General features: G+C 69.4%; 14 protein-coding genes and 1 pseudogene. 4 read left to right on the top strand and 11 right to left on the bottom strand.

Annotation, left to right across the window (positions count from 1 at the left end; all coding sequences use genetic code 11):
• Window positions 1-3: 3 nt before the first annotated feature.
• From ADL01_RS18930 to ADL01_RS18925, 3 genes and pseudogenes are all read right to left on the bottom strand, one after another.
• Entirely contained in the window at window positions 4-2,424 is a 2,421-nt protein-coding gene (locus ADL01_RS18930; protein ID WP_053743186.1) for a glycoside hydrolase domain-containing protein, read from the bottom strand.
• 165 nt (window positions 2,425-2,589) lie between these two features.
• Window positions 2,590-2,793: pseudogene (locus ADL01_RS46320) on the bottom strand (proteasome subunit beta); the annotation flags it as partial.
• Between the two features lie 27 nt (window positions 2,794-2,820).
• On the bottom strand, window positions 2,821-3,123 hold the full coding sequence (locus ADL01_RS18925; RefSeq protein WP_053743185.1) for a hypothetical protein: 303 nt from the start codon (window positions 3,121-3,123) through the stop codon (window positions 2,821-2,823).
• 277 nt (window positions 3,124-3,400) lie between these two features.
• On the opposite strand from ADL01_RS18925, the gene ADL01_RS18920 reads away from it, so the two are divergent.
• From ADL01_RS18920 to ADL01_RS18905, 4 genes are all read left to right on the top strand, one after another.
• Window positions 3,401-3,877 (top strand): nucleoside deaminase, encoded by a 477-nt coding sequence (locus ADL01_RS18920; RefSeq protein ID WP_053743184.1) that lies wholly within the window; start codon window positions 3,401-3,403, stop codon window positions 3,875-3,877.
• The gene (locus ADL01_RS18915; protein ID WP_420719729.1) at window positions 3,861-4,844 is read left to right on the top strand and encodes an isopenicillin N synthase family dioxygenase; all 984 of its coding nucleotides are present in this window, start codon (window positions 3,861-3,863) and stop codon (window positions 4,842-4,844) included. Before ADL01_RS18920 ends, ADL01_RS18915 begins: the two co-directional genes overlap by 17 nt.
• A gap of 185 nt (window positions 4,845-5,029) precedes the next feature.
• Complete coding sequence (locus tag ADL01_RS18910; RefSeq protein ID WP_053743182.1) at window positions 5,030-7,171, top strand: hypothetical protein; 2,142 nt, start codon at window positions 5,030-5,032, stop codon at window positions 7,169-7,171.
• The gene (locus ADL01_RS18905) at window positions 7,171-8,766 is read left to right on the top strand and encodes an ABC transporter substrate-binding protein (protein ID WP_053743181.1); all 1,596 of its coding nucleotides are present in this window, start codon (window positions 7,171-7,173) and stop codon (window positions 8,764-8,766) included. Before ADL01_RS18910 ends, ADL01_RS18905 begins: the two co-directional genes overlap by 1 nt.
• Window positions 8,767-8,783: 17 nt before the next feature.
• Here ADL01_RS18905 and ccsB read toward each other — a convergent pair whose 3' ends face one another.
• The 8 genes from ccsB to hemL all read right to left on the bottom strand — a co-directional run bounded on the left by ccsB (window position 8,784) and on the right by hemL (window position 17,300).
• Entirely contained in the window at window positions 8,784-9,872 is a 1,089-nt protein-coding gene (gene ccsB, locus ADL01_RS18900; protein ID WP_053743214.1) for a c-type cytochrome biogenesis protein CcsB, read from the bottom strand.
• 3 nt (window positions 9,873-9,875) lie between these two features.
• A complete protein-coding gene (resB, locus tag ADL01_RS18895) occupies window positions 9,876-11,612 on the bottom strand; it encodes a cytochrome c biogenesis protein ResB (RefSeq protein WP_053743180.1) in 1,737 nt (578 codons plus the stop codon).
• 3 nt (window positions 11,613-11,615) lie between these two features.
• Entirely contained in the window at window positions 11,616-12,401 is a 786-nt protein-coding gene (locus ADL01_RS18890) for a cytochrome c biogenesis CcdA family protein (RefSeq protein WP_053743213.1), read from the bottom strand.
• A gap of 10 nt (window positions 12,402-12,411) precedes the next feature.
• Entirely contained in the window at window positions 12,412-13,035 is a 624-nt protein-coding gene (locus ADL01_RS18885; protein ID WP_053743179.1) for a TlpA family protein disulfide reductase, read from the bottom strand.
• A gap of 200 nt (window positions 13,036-13,235) precedes the next feature.
• Window positions 13,236-13,559, bottom strand: coding sequence for a hypothetical protein (locus tag ADL01_RS18880; RefSeq protein ID WP_053743178.1), 324 nt, complete (start codon window positions 13,557-13,559; stop codon window positions 13,236-13,238).
• Between the two features lie 172 nt (window positions 13,560-13,731).
• The gene (locus ADL01_RS18875; RefSeq protein WP_053743177.1) at window positions 13,732-15,072 is read right to left on the bottom strand and encodes a hypothetical protein; all 1,341 of its coding nucleotides are present in this window, start codon (window positions 15,070-15,072) and stop codon (window positions 13,732-13,734) included.
• A 210-nt stretch (window positions 15,073-15,282) separates the two neighbouring features.
• Window positions 15,283-15,981, bottom strand: coding sequence for a histidine phosphatase family protein (locus ADL01_RS18870; protein ID WP_053743176.1), 699 nt, complete (start codon window positions 15,979-15,981; stop codon window positions 15,283-15,285).
• The gene (hemL, locus tag ADL01_RS18865; RefSeq protein ID WP_053743175.1) at window positions 15,978-17,300 is read right to left on the bottom strand and encodes a glutamate-1-semialdehyde 2,1-aminomutase; all 1,323 of its coding nucleotides are present in this window, start codon (window positions 17,298-17,300) and stop codon (window positions 15,978-15,980) included. The genes ADL01_RS18870 and hemL overlap by 4 nt, the downstream gene beginning before the upstream one ends.
• Window positions 17,301-17,808: the final 508 nt, after the last annotated feature.

Below are 17,808 nucleotides of genomic sequence, written 5' to 3'. Positions count from 1 at the left end.
CGGCTACTCCTTGTGTGCCCGTGCCCGCGACCTGGCCGCGCGCAGGTAGGTGTCGTGGTTCTTGCGGTAGGTGGCCGCCATCCGCGACTCCTGGCCGGTGCGGGCCAGGAGCGTATCAACGAAGCCCTGTTCGAGCCGCTCCAGATCGTCGTAGCTCAGCATGGCGGGGAGCGTCTTGATGCCGCCCCGGACCGTGACCAGCCCGAGCTGCGCCGCGACGACCTCCTTGTCGTCCGCCGCGGTGAGGATGTTGTGGGCCAGGAACTTGGCGTCCTCCGCGTTCCCGTTGAACCGGCCGTCCCAGTACCGCTGGAAGCGCCGGAGGCCTCCGCCGCCGTTGTAGAGGTCGGTGACGGCGGTGACGATGTCCTTGCCCTGGTTGCGGACCGCGTCGGCGAGCAGCCAGGCGTCCGCGTCCTCGATCAGGTCGTTGAAGCCGAAGCTGGAGGCCACGCCGACCTTCGCCAGCTTGGCCATCGCGAACGCGTAACCCGACGGGTAGGTCTCCACGGCGTGGCGCCAGTCGGCGTAGAACGTCAGCAGGTCACCGCCCCAGCCCGCGACGTCGCCCTCGTTGACGGAGCGGGGATTGCTCGGCTTCCACGCCACGAAGTGGCCGTTCGCGGACGCCATCAGGTGCTCGGCGCCCAACTCGTAGCCGGTGTACGGGTCCTTGAACCCCTCCATCACCGACATACCCTTGCCGTTGGCGAAGTTCACGAAGTCGCCGTCGTATTCGCCGATCAGGAAGTCCCAGTCGCCGCCGCCGTACGAGATGTGCCGTACGTACTCCATGACCAGCTGGTTCGGGTTGCCCTTGCCGTACTCCCGCGCGATGGCCAGGAGGCGGGTGAGGTAGCTGATGAAGCCGTCGGCCGGGCCCGCCGTCCTGTTGACGGAGCTCTGGCCGGGGTCCGCGCCGGAGATGACGTCGCGGTCCAGCTCGAAGAAGTCCGAGCCGTTGGTGATGTCGATCTCCTTGATCTGGTTGAAGGACCAGTTCGCGGGGATCGGGAAGCCGAGGTTCCCGGAGAAGCCGTAGGACATGCCCGAGACGAAGGAGTAGCGGGCGCCGGTCTGCTTCGTCACGTTCGTACAGACGTTCCGTGAGCCGTACACGCCGTGTATGTACCGCTTGCCGTTGTAGGCGAGGCCCGCGGCGACACCGTGGAAGTACGGCACGACCGCCGAGTCGATCTCGTCCTGAGTGGCGTCGTAGTCCACCGAGAAGTAGATCGTCGTACCCCGGTTGAAGCCGTATCCGACGGCCAACGAGTGTGCGTTCAGGGCGTGTTGGTAGCCGGCGGTGTAGGTGAAGTCGGCGAGCCGGCGGGCGTTGTCCTGGTAGATCGGGAAGACCTTCAGGCCGGCGCCGAAGATCGTCTCGAGCTCTCCGGGCTTGATCTCCTTGTCCAGGGTCGAGCCCGGCGGGTCGTACAGATAGCGGCCCACCACCTGGTAGCCGTTGTCGCGCATGTACCTGGCCCGGGACGGGGTGATCTCCCAGCGCGTGTCGCTGCCCGTCGCCGGGCGGTCCGCGTCGCCCATCGACACCAGCAGCTGCGCCCACGTCTGGTAGTCCGCGCGGCCCGAGTCGGGCAGCTTGGAGAAGCGCTGGAAGATCTTCACCCACTCGACGAGGGTGTCGTTGAAGGTGCTGCGCCAGGTCGTGGGCGTACCCGCCGCGCTGGTGCCGGAGGGCACCGGGGAGTTGAACACGCAGGCCGCCGAGAACATCTGGACCAGGACACCCGAGTTGCCCAGGCCCAGGTTCTGCGTCCGCAGCGCGGCCTGGGTGGCGGGGCCGAAGTTCCCGTTGGGGGCGGCGAGGCCCAGCTCGTACTGGAGCCCGGTCATCAGCGCCTTCTGTACGTCCCGGGAGTAGATCCCGTCGCACGGGCCGATACCGAAGGCGCTCTTCTGCCAGTAACGGCCGTTGAGCCACCGCTGGATGGCCCGTACCTCGTCCGTGCCGCCGACGACCCGGACGTAGGCGTCCATGTTGAGTACGCACTTGAACAGGGCCGGGGTGATCTGGCCGCCCGCGGTGCCCGCGCCGCCGTCGGGCAGGCCCATGTCGTCGCGCATCAGCTTGACGGCCTCGGTGGTGACCGCGCCGTACTCGCCGAAGCCGTTGGCGCCCCAGTACCCCTTGCAGAACAGGCCGTGCTGGATGATGCGGACGATGTTGCTGTTCGCGTTCCAGCCGAACCCGATGTCGCCGATGGCCTGGAGCTTGGCCAGCGTGCCGGGCCCGAAGCTGGCGACGACCGGGCTGATGCCCAGCTCGTGCTGGAGTCCCATGGTCAGGGCGTGCATGGTGGACCATCCGGTCCGGCCGGTCTCCGGGCACGCCTGGTAGCCGGCGACGTTCGCGTAGGTGGCGTTCACCCATTTCTGGGCGTCAAGAACCTTCTGATCCACGATCGCTTCTCCCCCTCAGGCCACAACGTCCGCTCATGGCAAGGCTGACAGCACGGCTCATGTACTGAACTGACGGAAGAAGTGAGGGGTTCGTATGCGTCGCGCGCGAAGGAAGCGAGGGACAGGGGAAGAAGGGGAAGGCCGGCATCGCCTACGGCAGGGCGGCGGCCCGTCCGGGCGGTTTCGCCGGGCGGCCACCATCTCGTGGCTCAGGTCCTCGGTCTCCTGGTCGGGGAGGCGTTCGAAGCCGTCCTCCGTGATCACCGAGACGATCGGGAAGATACGGCGGTCGATGTCGGGCCCGCCCGTCGCCGAGTCGTCGTCGGCGGCGTCGTAGAGCGCCTGGAGCGCGGCGAGGGCGGCACCACGGCCAGCCGCTGCATCTCCTGGCCCAGGTCACGCCTCCGGGTTGGCCTCCAGCCACGTCAGCATCATGTCGTCGACCATCGCGTCCAGGGGCCGCTTGGAGGCCATCGCGTCCTTCTCTATCTCCACCGCGGCCCATCCGGTGAGGCTCATGACGAGGATGCGCAGCCCGTCCGTGCCGTACTGGGCCAGGATGTCGTCTGCGCAGTCCAGGGCTTCCTGGGCGATGCGCTCCTCGGGATAGAGGCCGACCACCTTGCGCAGCAGATCGATCGAACGGCGGGTGATCTCGGGGGTGATGGCGGCCAGCCGCCGGTCTTCCTCTTCGTCCACGGCAACGACGCTAGGGGATCAGCTCCGCACCCGTACGCCGTCTCACAGAAACCCACTCGTCCGGTGGTCGTCCCCGACGGGGGAGACAGGGCCGACCACCGTCGAGAGTGTCGAGAGTTCAGAGAGGTGTGCCCACGGCGACCGGGTGGTCGCGGTCATCGGGTTGCCTCCGTGGGGAGTGGGGCGCCGCCCGCGCTGAGAGCCGCGCCGAGCAGTACGGGTTTCGTCCGGAGGCCTGTGCTGTCCGGTCGCTCCAGCCGGAGGGAGAGTGAACCCCATGGAACAGGTTCCCCAGCTGGATCACACCCAGGCACAGGCCTGGCTCTCCGTCGCCCTCGACGAGGCCCGCCTCGGGCTCGCCGAGGGCGGGATTCCGATCGGCGCCGCCCTCTACGGCGCCGACGGCGCGCTGCTCGGGCGTGGGCACAATCGGCGTGTTCAGGACGGTGACCCCTCGGCGCACGCCGAGACGGCCGCGTTCCGGGACGCGGGGCGGCAGCGTTCATACCGTGGGACGACCATGGTCACCACGCTCTCTCCGTGCTGGTATTGCTCCGGGCTGGTGAGACAGTTCGGTATCTCCCGGGTGATCGTGGGAGAGACCGTCACCTTTCACGGTGGCCACGACTGGCTCGCCGAGCACGGCGTCGAGATCATGCTGCTCGACGATCCCGCGTGCGTCGCCCTGATGCGCGACTTCGTCAGCAACAATCCCGCCCTGTGGAATGAGGACATCGGTGAACTCACCCCGTGAATCCCGTGAACCCCGTATTCCGACCGTCGATCTGCGGCCCTGGCTGTCCGGTGACGCCCAGGCGCGCAAGGAGATCGCCCGTACCGTCGACGAGGCCCTCCAGACCGCCGGTTTCCTGCTGGTCACCGGGCACGGTGTCGACCCCGCCCTGCGGGCCGGTGTCCGGGAGGCGGCCCGTGCCTTCTTCGCGCTGCCCGCCGAGGTGAAGGAGCGGTACGCGGTGAAGGTCGGCGGGCGGGGGTGGCTGGGCCCCGGGGCCGAGGCCAACGGGTACGCGGAGGGCACCGAGACCCCACCGGACCTGAAGGAGTCGCTGTCCTTCGCCACGCACGAGCCGTTCGACGACCCGGCCGTCAACGCCGAGTGGTACGCCCCCAACGTGTGGCCCACCGAGGCGCCCGGACTGCGGGCACTGTGCGAGGAGTACCTCGACCGGATGGCCGAGCTGGAGAAGGAGCTGCTCACCCTCCTCGGGGACGCGCTCGGGGTCGAACACGACTTCTTCTCCCGGCACATGGACCATCCGACGTACGGCTTCAACATCAACTGGTACCCGGGGACCGAGATCGTCGGCGAGCCGGAGCCGGGGCAGTTCCGGATCGGGCCGCACACCGACTTCGGGACGGTCACCATTCTCGACCGGCAGGCCGGGAAGGGCGGGCTCCAGGTCTGGACCGACGACGGCGGCTGGGAGGACGCGCCGTTCGATCCCGAAGCGTTCACGATCAACATCGGTGATCTGATGGCCCGTTGGACCGGCGACCGGTGGCGTTCGGGCCGTCACCGGGTGCTGCCGCCGCCGGCCGACTCGCCCGCCGAGGAGCTGATGTCCCTCGTCTACTTCGGCGAGTGCACCCCGGGCACGATCGTCGAGTCGCTGCCCGCGCCGGTGGGCCGGGTCGCGTACGAGCCCGTCGACTCGCACGTCTATCTGCGGGGGCAGCTGGACTCGATCACGGTCGACTGAGCCGACCCCTACAGCAGGGAGGACGTACAAAGACGTACGAAGCCGAGCATCGGACCGTTGATTTCGTAACACAACGGACATCCGCCGATCTGGTCCGATGCAACTCCCTTTTCTTACACTGGTGGTGTTGTGCCGCACAGCACACTGATACAGCACTTGTGGGCCGCGCCAGGGGGAGGGATGCGGTGCTCAGACGGCTGCACGGACGCGGGGCGTTCTTCGACACCGATCCGCCGGGGCTCGCGCCCCGGCTCGTCGGACTGAGACCGCACCATCACATCGCCACCCCTCTCGAACATCCGCGCGAGCTGCCGTTCGTGGTGCTCACCGCCGGGCGCGGGCTCGGCAAGAGCACCGTCCTCGGTGAGCTGCGCGCCGCCTACCAGGGGCACACCCCCCTCGCCCTGATCGACTGCGAGGACCCCCAGTTCACCCAGGTCACCCACGTCAACGGGTCGCCCGAAGCGCGCCCGGCGCAGGCCTGGTCGCCGCTCGCGCAGGCCCTCCTGGTGATCGCCGAGCAGCTCGCCGAGCCGGTCACCGGCGCCCGGCGGATCGCCTTCCCCCGGCTGATGTCGGGCCTGATCGCGGTGGCCGCCGGCGGCTGGGGCAACGCCGACACCGAGCGCATCCGGTGGGAGGTCCAGCGGATGCTGCTGCTCAACGAGAGCGCCTCGTGGTTCAGCGGCTTCGCCGCGCGCTGGGCGGGCCGGGTGGCCGCGAAGGCGGTCGCGGCGGCGATCAGCGACGATCCGCTGGTGTCGGCGGTCATCGAGGCCACGATGGAGGCGATCACGGAACGTACGCCGGGGGCGCGGCAGCGCCGGGCGTCCACCTGGTACCGGACGTATCCGAACGCCGGTCACCGCGCCGAGCTCGGCCTGCGTCTGCTCTCCGACCACTTCAGGGCGGGCGGCACCTCCCGCGAGCACGCGGAGCGCTATCTCGTACGGGCCCTGCTCGCCGACCTCACCGACGCCTACGCCGGCATGCGGGCGCATCTCCAGCGCCTGGGCCGCCCGCTCGTCCTGGTCGACAACGCGCAGGGGTCGCCGGGGCGTGAACTCATCGAGCAGGTGCTGCGCGACCGCGCCGAGGGCATCGCCGACCAGGTCGTGTTCATCGCCGCCGTGCGCGGCAGCGGCGACCGGTCCCCGCTGCGCAACGCGGTACGCCGGGACCTGCGCGAGACCGCCCAGCACACCCGTTGGACACCGGGCGACACGGCCTCCTCGCGGGCCCTGCTGGTGTCACTGCCGCCGCTGTCCTCCGACGACACGCTGCACATCGTCGACGCGGTCTGCACGGGTGCGGCGGTCCCCGTACCGCCCCAACTTCCGCCCGCCACCCACCGGTTGACGTGCGGAAACCCGCTGGGCATCGCCCTGCTCGCCGAGTCCGCCCGGCAGAACCTGCCCGGCCTGCCGCCCACCGCGCCCTTCGGCGCCCTGCTCACCGCCGAACTCACCCTGCACGAGGACCGCGACGGCCGCCCCGCCTACCGCGAGCTCCTCGACCGGCTCGTCCCCGCCGACCGGCTCGACGAGCTGACCGTGCTGGCCGCCGCCCACGACCACGACTCGGCCCGCGCCCTGGCCGCCTCCCAACTCGCGGACGATTTCGGGCCGTCGAGCGTCCGCGCACTGGAGACCCGGCTCGCGGCAGAGGGACTGCCCGTCGTGGAGGGCCAGTTCGTCGGTGACCCCTTCGTCCGCACCCTGCTCCTGCTGCGCCTGCACCACCGGCACGCCGACCACGGCAAGTGGCGCGACGTCCACGAGACCCTCATCCGGCACTACGAGGGACCCGAACCGGCCAAGGCCCGCTACCGCCTCCATCACGAACTCGCCCTCGGTGACACCGGATCGGCGGTCGCCCATCTGCGCGACACCTTCCACACCCTCGACACCCGCGTCTGGCTCGGCACCCTCCTGTTCATGGCGTCCGCGCCCTACTTCCACGCCCACGACGCCCAGGGCCACGACTTCGTCGGCGGCGACCACCAGCGCGCCCGGATCGCCTTCGGCCACACCGACGCCGAGCAACGGCCGCCGGACGACGTGGACGCCGTACTGCATCTGCGGGTACGCCGACTCCTGCACGCCGTCTGGCAGTTGACCGATCCACTGGTGCTGCCCGACCGAAGACTCTGCGGCCGGCTGCGCTTCGAGCTGGAGCAGTTGTCCAACGATCCGCGCGCCAGCAACGCGCTGCTGTGGCAGGCCTCGCAGGAGTGGCCCGACGCGGCGCTGACCGGCCGCCCGCTGCGCGTCCCGGGCGATGAGGACGCCGACGACGACCCGAACCGGAACGACGGAGGCGCGTGATGGCTCGTACGGGGTTCAGGGGCGTCGGGGCATGGCTGCGCGAGGGGGTGTGGGCGATTCCCCTGCGCCGCTATCTGGCGTTACTGGTCTTGGCGGCGCTGGTGGCCGGTACCGGGTTCGCGGTCAGGTCGCTCACGCACGACGACCGGGCCTGCGCGCCGGGGGTCGTGCGGCCGGCGGGCAGTGACGAGTGCGTGGGCGTGTCCACGACCGACTACTCCTTCGGCCGGCCGCAACTCGCCGACACCATCAGGGCGATCGACCGGGAGAACGACTCCGTCACGCGGGGCGGGGACGACTATGTCACCGTCGCCCTGTTCGAGGGGGTCACCGCGTCCGACGCGGACAACCTCGGGGATGTGCTGCACGAGCTCCAGGGCGCGTATCTCGCCCAGTGGATGCTGAACCACGACGCGAACGGCGAGGGTCCGCCGATCCGGCTGGTGCTGGCCAACCCGGGCCGTTCGGGGGCCTATTGGGAGCACACGGTCGACGAGCTGGAGCGGATGACGAACTCCTCGGACCGGCTGCGCGCGGTCACCGGGATAGGGGTGAGCACGAAGGAGAACACCCTGGCGGTGAGGGAGCTGACCAGGCGCGGTATCCCCGTCGTCGGCACGTCCATCACCGCCGACAGCCTCGCCAACGGCCAAAAGGGCAACCGGCGGGGCCTGAAACCCTTCCCGGGGCTGGCCCGTACCGCCCCCACCAACACCGACGAGGCCCGCGCGCTCGCCTCCTTCGCCAAGGTGGCGGCCGACAAGGCGGTGCTGGTGTACGACGATCCGGGCGACCCGTACACGCTCACCCTCCAGGCGTCGTTCGAGAAGCTGCTGACCGGCTCGCGCTACCAGCCGTGGCCTTTCACCGCGCCCGCCAACCGCACCGACGAGGGCACCACCGCCAACGACTTCCGCCAGATCAGGGAGCTGGTGTGCGACACCGCACCCGGCGTCAACACCATCCTGTTCGCCGGACGCCACACCCAGCTGCGTCAGTTCATCAACGCACTCGGCGAACGAGGCTGCCAGCAGCGGGAGTTCACCGTCCTCACCGGGGACGACGCCTCGTACCTCACCGGTGACAGGAAACTCGACCCCGAGGCCCTCACGCACGGCGTCTCGGTGCGCTACAGCGCCCTCGCCCACCCGGACGCCTGGCTCAGGAACCCCCCGAAGACCGGGGGTTCGGCGGCGGACGCCCAGAAGCTGAACGAACTGCTGACCGCTGCCCAGGGCAACAGGACCGGCAGGAGCGACAGGCCCTCGCCGATCGGCGCCATCGACCTGGAGGACGGCCAGCTCATCGTGGCGTACGACGCGATGCGGCTCACGGTGGAGGGCATCCGCGAGGCCACGCCGCGTGGTCAGAGCGCGCCGACACTGGCCGACGTCGGTGACGAGTGGACGTTCATCAAGGGCTCGTCGGGCCGGGTGAACGGCGCGAGCGGCTGGATCTGCCTCGACAACTACGGCAACCCGTACGACAAGGCCGTACCGATCGTGGAACTGACCCCCGACCGGCACGCCCGCTTCGTCGAGATCGCCTGGCCGACGGGCAGCCCCCCGGAGAAGGACTGCCTGCCGCCGTCGTAGCCGTCCTGCCAAGGGGATTACACGCCGGCGTACGAGTGCTTGCCGGTGACGAAGATGTTGACGCCGTAGTAGTTGAAGAGGAAGCACGCGAAGGCGATCAGGGCGATGTACGCGGCCTTGCGGCCCTTCCAGCCGGCCGTGGCACGGGCGTGCAGGTAGGTGGCGTAGGCGACCCAGGTGATGAACGCCCAGGTCTCCTTGGGGTCCCAGCCCCAGTAGCGGCCCCACGCGTCGCCCGCCCAGATCGCGCCCGCGATGATCGTGAACGTCCACAGCGGGAAGACGGCCGCGTTGACGCGGTACGAGAACTTGTCGAGGGACGCCGAGGCGGGCAGCCGCTCCATGACGGAGGTCGCGAAGGTGCCGGGCCTGCCGCCGGACGCGAGTTTGCTTTCGTACGAGTCCTTGAAGAGGTACAGGATCGTGGCGACCGCGCCCACGTAGAAGACGGCACCGCAGAGGATCGCCGTGGAGACGTGGATGTACAGCCAGTACGAGTGCAGGGCGGGAACCAGCTGGTCACTGGCGGTGTAGAGCACCGTGACGGCGAGACCGAGGTCGAGGAGAACCGTCGTGACCAGGGGCAGGCCGAGCCAGCGGATGTCCTTCTTCAGCGCGAGGAAGACGAGGTACACGGCCACGGCGGTGGTGGAGAAGGTGAGGTTGAACTCGTACATGTTGCCCCACGGCGCCCGTTGCACGGACAGCGCGCGGGCCAGCACCCCGGCGAACTCCACGAGGAACGCGACCACGGTGAGGGACACGGCGATACGCCCGTAGAGGTCGCCCTGCTCGTCCCCGCCGTGGGCGCCGGGCCCGTCCGGCACGTCCCGGGCGCCGGCGGCGGCCCGTACGACGACCTTTGGCCGCTCCATCACGGCGGTGCCGCCCGCGTTCTTGACGGTCACCTCCGGCGTCTTCGCCCCGGCGGCCCCGGCCGGCTTCGCGGTGAGCGCGGCGGCCGTACGGCTGACCTTGCTGCGGCTGCCGAAGATCCACTCGGCGATGTAGGTGAAGAAGGCCAGGGTGTAGACGGCCATCGCGGAGTAGATCAGCGTGTTGCTGATGCTCGCGAGGTGCTCGTTGGTCGCGGTGGCGAGAGTCATCATTTACTTCTCAGCCCCTTCAGCAGGTACGGCACGGGGTTCGGGGTCGGGTTCGGGGTCGGAGGTGCTGGCGTCGGGGTCGGGTGCGCCCGGCGCCTGGTCGTACAGGGTTCCCGCGAGGACTCCGAGTTCCTCGGGCACCTTGGCGGACTCGCTGCGGCCGAGGCCGCCCATCTCGACGACGGTGACGCCGTCGGCGCCCCTGACCGCCCGCACCCACACCCGTCGGCGGTGGATGAACAGGGAGCCGGCGAGACCGAAGATGGCGACGATCGCGCCGCCGAGCGCCCAGTCGGCGGCGGGCTGCCGGGTGATCTGGAAGTTGGCCCACTCCCGGGTGCCCGCGTAGGTGATCGTGCCGGCGCCGCCCGGGAGCTTCATGGTCTCCCCGGGCTTCAGGTTCTCGCGCACCTGCTTGCCCTTGGCGTCCTTGAACGCCTTCATGTGGGTCTTGTCGAGCTGGTACACGCTCTGCGGGATACCCGCGTTGACCCCGAGATCGCCGTAGTAGGGCGCCAGGTTCAGCACCGGGTTCTCCAGTGCGGGGAACTGCGAGGCGATCTCGTTGCCCGGCACGTACGTGGGCAGGAAGAACGCCTGGATGCCGAGCTGTTCCGCGACGCCCTGGGGGCTGCGGTAGCCGTCCATGACCTTGACGGCGCCGGAGGAGGTGACGTTGGAGTCGAGGGGGAGGAGAGCCACGGGCTGGTCGAAGACGACGTCGCCCTTGCCGTCGCGGACGGTGATGACGGGCGCGTAGCCGTGCGCGGTGAGGTAGACCTTCGAGTCGCCGACCACCAGCGGCTCATTGACCTTGATGGTGCGCTTCTTGGGCTTGCCGTACGCGCCCACGCTGTAGGAGAGGTCGGCCTGGTAGGTGCGCGGGGTGCCGCGGTTGGGTCCTGTCGTCTCGTACGTGCCCGTGAAGTCCTTCAGGGTGAAGCTGAAGGGGTCGAGGTCGTCGGTGTCGAAGAGGGCGCCGGACTTGAAGTCGTCGTACTGGGTGAGCGTGTTGGAGAAGCCGTCGCCCTCGAGGGTCAGCTTGTTGCCCTCGGACTTGTACAGCTGGCCCCAGGCGAAGGAGGTCAGCATCACGATGAGCGCGATGTGGAAGGCGAGGTTGCCGACCTCACGCAGATAGCCCTTCTCGGCGGCGACCGCGTCCCCGGCGAGATGTGCCCGGAAGCGGCGCTTCTTCAGCAGTACGAGGGCCGCCTCGCGGATCTGCTCGGGCTCGGCCTCCGTACGCCACGTCGTGTACGCGGGCAGCCGGGTCAGACGGCGGGGCGCGCCCGGCGGGCGGCCGCGCAGCTGGCCCACGAACTGCCAGGTGCGGGGCACGATGCAGCCGATGAGGGAGATGAACAGCAGGATGTAGATCGCCGAGAACCACACCGAGCTGTACACGTGGAACAGACCGAGCTTGTCGTAGAGCGGCCCGAGGAAGCTGTGCCGCCGCGTGAAGTCGGCGACCTTGGTGTCGTCCGTCCCGGACTGCGGGATCAGCGAGCCGGGGATCGCCCCGAGCGACAGCAGGAACAGCAGCAGCAGCGCGACCCGCATCGAGGTGAGCTGCCGCCAGAACCAGCGGGCCCAGCCGATGACACCCAGGGCGGGCAGGTTCGGCGCGTCCTCCTGGGGTGCGGTGGACAGTTGGGAGGCGGCGGCGCCGAGGTCCTGCTCGTCGTTGTGCTGGGGAGCGGGGGCAGGGGTGCCGCCGGTGGTGGTGCTGTTGCTCATCGGTCAGATCCCCACAGTGAAGCCGTTGGACCAGGTCTGCATCTCCTGCACCAGACGGTCCCACGCGCCGGTAAGAATCAGCACACCGGTGAGGATCATCATCGAGCCGCCGATGCGCATGACCCAGACATAGTGGCGCTTGACCCAGGCGAACGCGCCGAGCGCCTTGCGGAAGGCGACCGCGGCGAGCACGAAGGGCACCCCGAGGCCGACGCAGTAGGCGACCGTCAGCAGGGCGCCGCGCCCCGCGCTGGCCTGCTCGAAGGCGAGGCCGTTGACGGAGGCGAGGGTCGGGCCGATGCACGGCGTCCAGCCGATGCCGAACAGCGCGCCGAGGAGCGGGGCGCCGACCAGCCCGGCGGCGGGCTTCTTGTGGAAGCGGAACTCGCGCTGGGTGAGCCAGGGCATCAGGCCCATGTAGAACACGCCCATGAGGATCATGAGGGCGCCGAGCACCTTGGACAGCGTGCCCTGGTGCTCCTGCAGCGTCTGCCCGAAGAACCCGAACAGGGCCCCCGTGGACACGAACACGGCGGTGAACCCGAGCACGAAGAGCGAGGCCCCGGCGGCCATCCGGCCCCGGCGGGCCTCGCCGAGATCGGTGCCGGTGACGCCGGTGACGTACGACAGATAGCCGGGGACGAGGGGCAGCACGCACGGCGAGAAGAAGGAGACGAGCCCGCCGAGGACGGCGATGGGCAGGGCCAGTGCCAGGGCCCCGCTCCGCACGGTCTGGTTGGGCTCGGTGAAGGAGGCGGCCAGCGTGAGAAGGTCGGGCGCCTGGGACATCCCGCTCACGTCACTTCTCCGCGAGGACGGGGTCGATCATCTTGCGCAGGTTGTCCTCGCTGAGCGCCTCCAGCGCGCGGGCGGCGATCTTCCCCTGCCGGTCGAGGACGAGGGTGGAGGGGATGGCCTGCGGGTTGAGCGTGCCCTTCTTGAAGCGGAGCATCAGCCTGCCCGTGGGGTCGTACAGACTCGGATACGGGACCCCGTACTCCTTGTCGAACGCCTTCGCCTGCTTCGTGTCCGTGTCCCGGGTGTTGATGCCGACGAACACCACACCCTGGTCGGCGGTGTCCTTGGAGACCTTGACGAAGTTGGCCGCTTCGGCGCGGCACGGCGGACACCAGGAGCCCCACAGGTTGATGACGACGATCTTGCCTTTGTAGTCGGCGACATCGAGCTGCTTGCCGTCGACAGTCGGGCCCGAGAGGTCGGGGGCCTGCACCCGGTCGCCCGCCTTGACGGTGGCGATGCCGTCCTTGCCCGCGATGAAACCGACGTCACCCGACCCCCCCGACGTGCCGCCGGACCCGCAGGCGGCCAGGGAGAGGGCCAGAGCGGCAGTCCCGGCGAGGGCAGGGGCGATGCGGCTTCGGGTGCGATTCAGGCGCTGGGAGGCGCGGCGGGCGGCACTCATGTGAAAAGTTTCGCATGCCCGTTCTGGGATTCTTTTCGGCCCCCCGGTTAGGGCGGAATGCGCACTTCAGGGCAGGTCGAACATGCGGTCGCAGTGTGCGCCAGGGCCTGTCCGACGGGTCGGGTCGGCGGGTCGGGCCGACGTCGGACAGGCCCTGGCGGACCGGCTATGGGGGGGGTACGCGGGCCGGAGCCCTGGACTCAGCGGGTCTGGTAGTCGACCAGCTTCACGAAGTACCGCTGGGCCGCGCCGCAGGCCACCTTCGACGTCCTGTTGATGCCGACCCACGGGCCGAACGCGAGATGGGTGTCGCCGGTGATGCCGTCCTCACACGTGACCTTGACCCGCACCTGGCCGGTACCGAGTCGGCAGATCGCGGTCCCCGTGTTCTCGTCCGGCTTGCCCACCTGACAGCCGCTCGGCGTGGCACTGGCGGCGGTCGCGCCCGCTATCGGCGCGGCGACGGCGATGCCCGCGAGCACCAGCGGCGTCATGGCGAGCGACGTGAACTTCCTCTTGTTCATGGCTTTTTCCCCTCTTCGGCCTGCCAGGCAGGCGAGCAAGCACGGGCCATGGTCAGCCGGCCCGGGCTACGGCGACGAGGAGGTTATCCAAGGTCCACTCAGCGCGTCCACGCCTTTTAGGCGGGACGACGGCGCCCGCCCGGGAGACCGGGCCGGCGGCGCGGGCACGGCCTCACGCCGGCTTTCCCGCGCCCGTTCCTGCTGTCGCTGTCGCTGTCGCTCCCGCTCCCGTTCCCAGGAACCCCTTCCAGCCACCCGTCGGCTGCTGCCCGACATCAAGGGTCCGCAGCTTCTCCAGCACCTCGGGCTTCTGCACGTCCAGCCAGTCGACGAACTGACGGAAGGAGACCATCCGGACGTCCTCGCCCTTCTCCTTCTCCCGGGCGATGTGCTTGAGCGCGGCCTCGACGGCGTCCATGTATATGCCGCCGTTCCAGTGCTCGAAGTGGTTGCCTATGAAGAAGGGGGCGCGGTTCGTCTCGTACGCCCGCTGGAAACCGGCGATGTAGGAGTTGGTGGCCTGCTCGCGCCACGCGGGGTAGTTGTGGGCGGGCGCGTTGGTCGAGTTGATCGACTGGTTGGCGAGGATGTTGTAGTCCATCGACAGGACCTCGAACTTGTGGCCGGGGAAAGGCATCGCCTGGAGGGGCAGATCCCAGACGCCCCCCTTCTTCGTGGGCCACACCTGGCTGCCGCCGGGCGAGGAGGCGTCGTAGCGCCAGCCGAGGGCGCGGGCGGTGGGCAGCAGGTTGTTCTGGCCGAGGAGACAGGGCGTACGGCCGCCTATGAGCTCCTTCTCGTAGTCGAAGGGGAGCGCGGGCAGGTCGGTCCACCCGGTGTTGGTGCGCCACTCCTTCACGAAGCCCTTGGCCTGCTCTATCTCGCTGCTCCACTGCTTGGGCGTCCAGTTGGCGACCGTGCCGTAGCCGGAGCAGAAGTGGCCGTTGAAGTGGGTGCCTATCTCGTGCCCGTCGAGCCAGGCCTGCCGGACGTTGGTGAGGGTCGCCTTGACGTGGTCGTCGCTGAGGTAGCCGATGTCGGAGGCGCCGGGGGCGTTGTTCGGCGGGAGGTACTTGCGCTTCTGCGACTCGGGGAGGAGGTAGATCCCGGAGAGGAAGAAGGTCATGTGGGCGCCGTGTGTCTTCGCCAGCTCCAGGAAGCGCGGGAAGAGGCCGTTGCCCACCTCTCCCGCCCCGTCCCAGGAGAAGATCACGAACTGCGGCGGGGTCTGGCCCGCCTCCAACGGCACGGGCTTGTCCGGCTGGTGGGGCTGCTTGCCGGTGTACGAGGTGGAGCCGTCCCCGATGGGCTTGGCGGCGGGGCTGGCCTTGGGCGACGGCTTGCCGGAAGACCGGTCCCCGTTGGCACCCTTGGAGCCCTTGTCCCTCTTCGGATCGCCTCCCAGGACGGACCCGCAGCCGGCCGTACCGAGAGCGGCGGCGGCCCCGAGGCCGAGGCCGAGCGCACCACGCCGGCCGAAGCCACCGACGCCGTCGCCGTTCTTGCCGTGCATGGGATCCCCATTCGTCGTACTCGCTGGTGCTCACCCATTCAGAGGGCACGACGAACAGGGAGGTTCCCCATGGTGTTCTGGGCTTCGGAACAATTGCAACAACCGTGTCACTAGATGGGCAAAAGTCGAAAATTTCCGAAGCGATGGTTGAAAAGCAGCGCTGAGCGCTGAGGGATGAGAGATGGGGGATGAGGGATGAGGGATGAGGGATTACGCCCCGAAGGCCTTGTCCTTGCCCTTCACCGGCTTGGCGCCGGCGAGGAGGTGCGCCGGGACCAGATCACGCGCGGGCTCGGTGTAGCCGACGGACACGATCTTGTCGCCGCGGTAGGTGAAGGTCGTGAGGGAGGCGAGCGTGCACTGCCGCTTGCGGGGGTCGTGCCAGAGCCGGCGCCGCTCGACATAGCTGCGCACGATCCAGATCGGCAGCTGATGACTGACGAGCACGGCCTCGTGCCCACGGGCGGCGTCCTTGGCGGCGTCCAGCGCCCCCATCATCCGTACGACCTGGTCGACGTACGGCTCGCCCCAGGACGGCTTGAACGGGTTGACGAGGTGCTTCCAGTTCTCGGGCCGCTTCAGGGCCCCGTCCCCGACCCCGAAGGTCTTCCCCTGGAAGACGTTCTCGGCCTCCAGGAGCCGCGCGTCGGAGGCGAGATCGAGCCCGTGCGCCTTGGCGATCGGCGTCGCCGTCTCCTGCGCCCGCTCCAGCGGGGACGCGCAGACGTACGTCACGTCACGCGGCGCGAGGTGCTCGGCGACCCGGTCGGCCATCCGCAGGCCCAGCTCGGAGAGGTGGTAGCCCTCCAGCCGCCCGTACAACACCCCTTCGGGGTTGGCGACTTCACCGTGCCGCATGAGGTGTACGACGGTGATGTCGGCGTTCTTCCCACTGTTGATGTCGCTCATACTGCCGTGGCCTCCGCCGCCGCACGGGCCGCCGCCGGAAGGGCGTCGGCGATTTTCTGGATGGCCCGCTCGTCGTGCGCCGTGGAGACGAACCAGGACTCGAACGACGACGGCGGCAGATAGACGCCGTTCGCCAGCATGGAGTGGAAGAACGCGGTGAAGCGGAACGACTCCTGCGCCTTGGCGCCCTCGTAGTCGCGCACCGGCTGGTCGGTGAAGAACACGGAGAACATGTTGGACGCGTTCTGCACGGTGTGCGCGACGCCCTCCTTGCTCAGCGCCTCGCCGACCAGCCCCTGAAGCTGCGCGGAGACGGCGTCGACGGTGACGTACGCGGCCTCGTCGAGCAGCCGCAGCTGGGCGAGCCCGGCGGCGGTGGCGATCGGGTTACCGGAGAGGGTGCCGGCCTGGTAGACGGGCCCGGCGGGAGCGAGGTGGGCCATGACGTCGGCGCGCCCCCCGAAGGCGGCGGCGGGGAACCCACCGCCCATGACCTTCCCGAAGGTCATGAGATCGGGCCGGACGCCGTCGATCCCGTACCAGCCACTGCGACTGGTCCGGAACCCGGTCATGACCTCGTCGGACACATACAGCGCGCCGTTCGCGGCGCAGGCGTCCTTGAGCCCCTGGTTGAACCCGGGCAGCGGCGGTACGACGCCCATGTTGCCCGGGGAGGCCTCGGTGATCAGGCAGGCGATCTCGCCGGGGTGCGCGGCGAAGGCGGCGTGCACGGCGTCGAGGTCGTTGTAGGGGAGCACGATGGTGTCGCCGGCCTGGGCACCGGTGACGCCCGGGGTGTCTGGCAGCGCGAAGGTCGCCAGTCCGCTCCCCGCGGCGGCGAGGAGCGAGTCGACGTGACCGTGGTAACACCCGGCGAACTTGATCACCTTGGCGCGCCGGGTGAACCCACGGGCCAGCCGGATCGCCGACATGGTGGCCTCGGTCCCGCTGGACACGAGCCGCACCTGCTCGAGGGGGTCGATACGGGCGACCATCTCCTCGGCGAGCGCGACCTCGCCCTCCCCCGGCGTGCCGAAGGACGTACCGCGCGAGACGGCGTCCTGGACGGCGGCGATGACCTCCGGGCGGGAGTGCCCGAGGATCATCGGACCCCAGGAGCAGATCAGGTCGACGTACTCGCGCCCGTCGGCGTCGGTGAGATACGGACCACGCCCCGACACCATGAACCGGGGCGTACCGCCCACGGCACGGAAAGCGCGCACCGGCGAATTGACGCCGCCGGGTGTGACACCCGTCGCACGGTCGAAGAGGCCCTGCGAGACGGGTGCTTCGTATGGATAGGGCAACCCACTCGCCATTCCGCTGGCTACCCCGCTAGACGTTTCGCTCATGACCTGCGACTTCTCCGGCTTCTCGGTCTCCTGCTGCCAGTGACCCCCTCAGGGTAGGCGGCGGGACGGCGGGGCGTCGGCCCCACCCGTCTGCGAAACTGGGACCGAACACACACGGAGACTCACAGAGACACACAGCTCATCGGGCCGTACATACGGACGATAGGCGGACGATGGTGTTCAGGGGCTGCGAAGATCCTGCGGACAGGTGTTTCAACGCACGTTTCGGCGGGCGGACGTGGGGGAGGTCACTGACACGATGATCGGGTTGCGCGACGGGGTTCGCGCGTCCTAGAACAGCAGTCGGGTGGAGATATGCATCGCGGTGGCGGACTGGGCGAGGGGACTGACGACCTGGGTCCTCGACGTGCCCGGCGGGGAAGGCACCGACGCGACGTGGAGGAAGCGGCAGCGGCAGAAGCGGCACGGCAGGCCCAGGCCCAGGGGCTGGGTCCCGGGCAGGGCAGTATGGGTC

The sequence above is a fragment of the Streptomyces sp. NRRL WC-3618 genome (assembly GCF_001280005.1).
GTDB lineage: Bacteria > Actinomycetota > Actinomycetes > Streptomycetales > Streptomycetaceae > Streptomyces.
The sequence above is the reverse complement of the archived record's forward strand: the minus strand, read 5'-3'. Positions and strand labels throughout refer to the sequence as shown.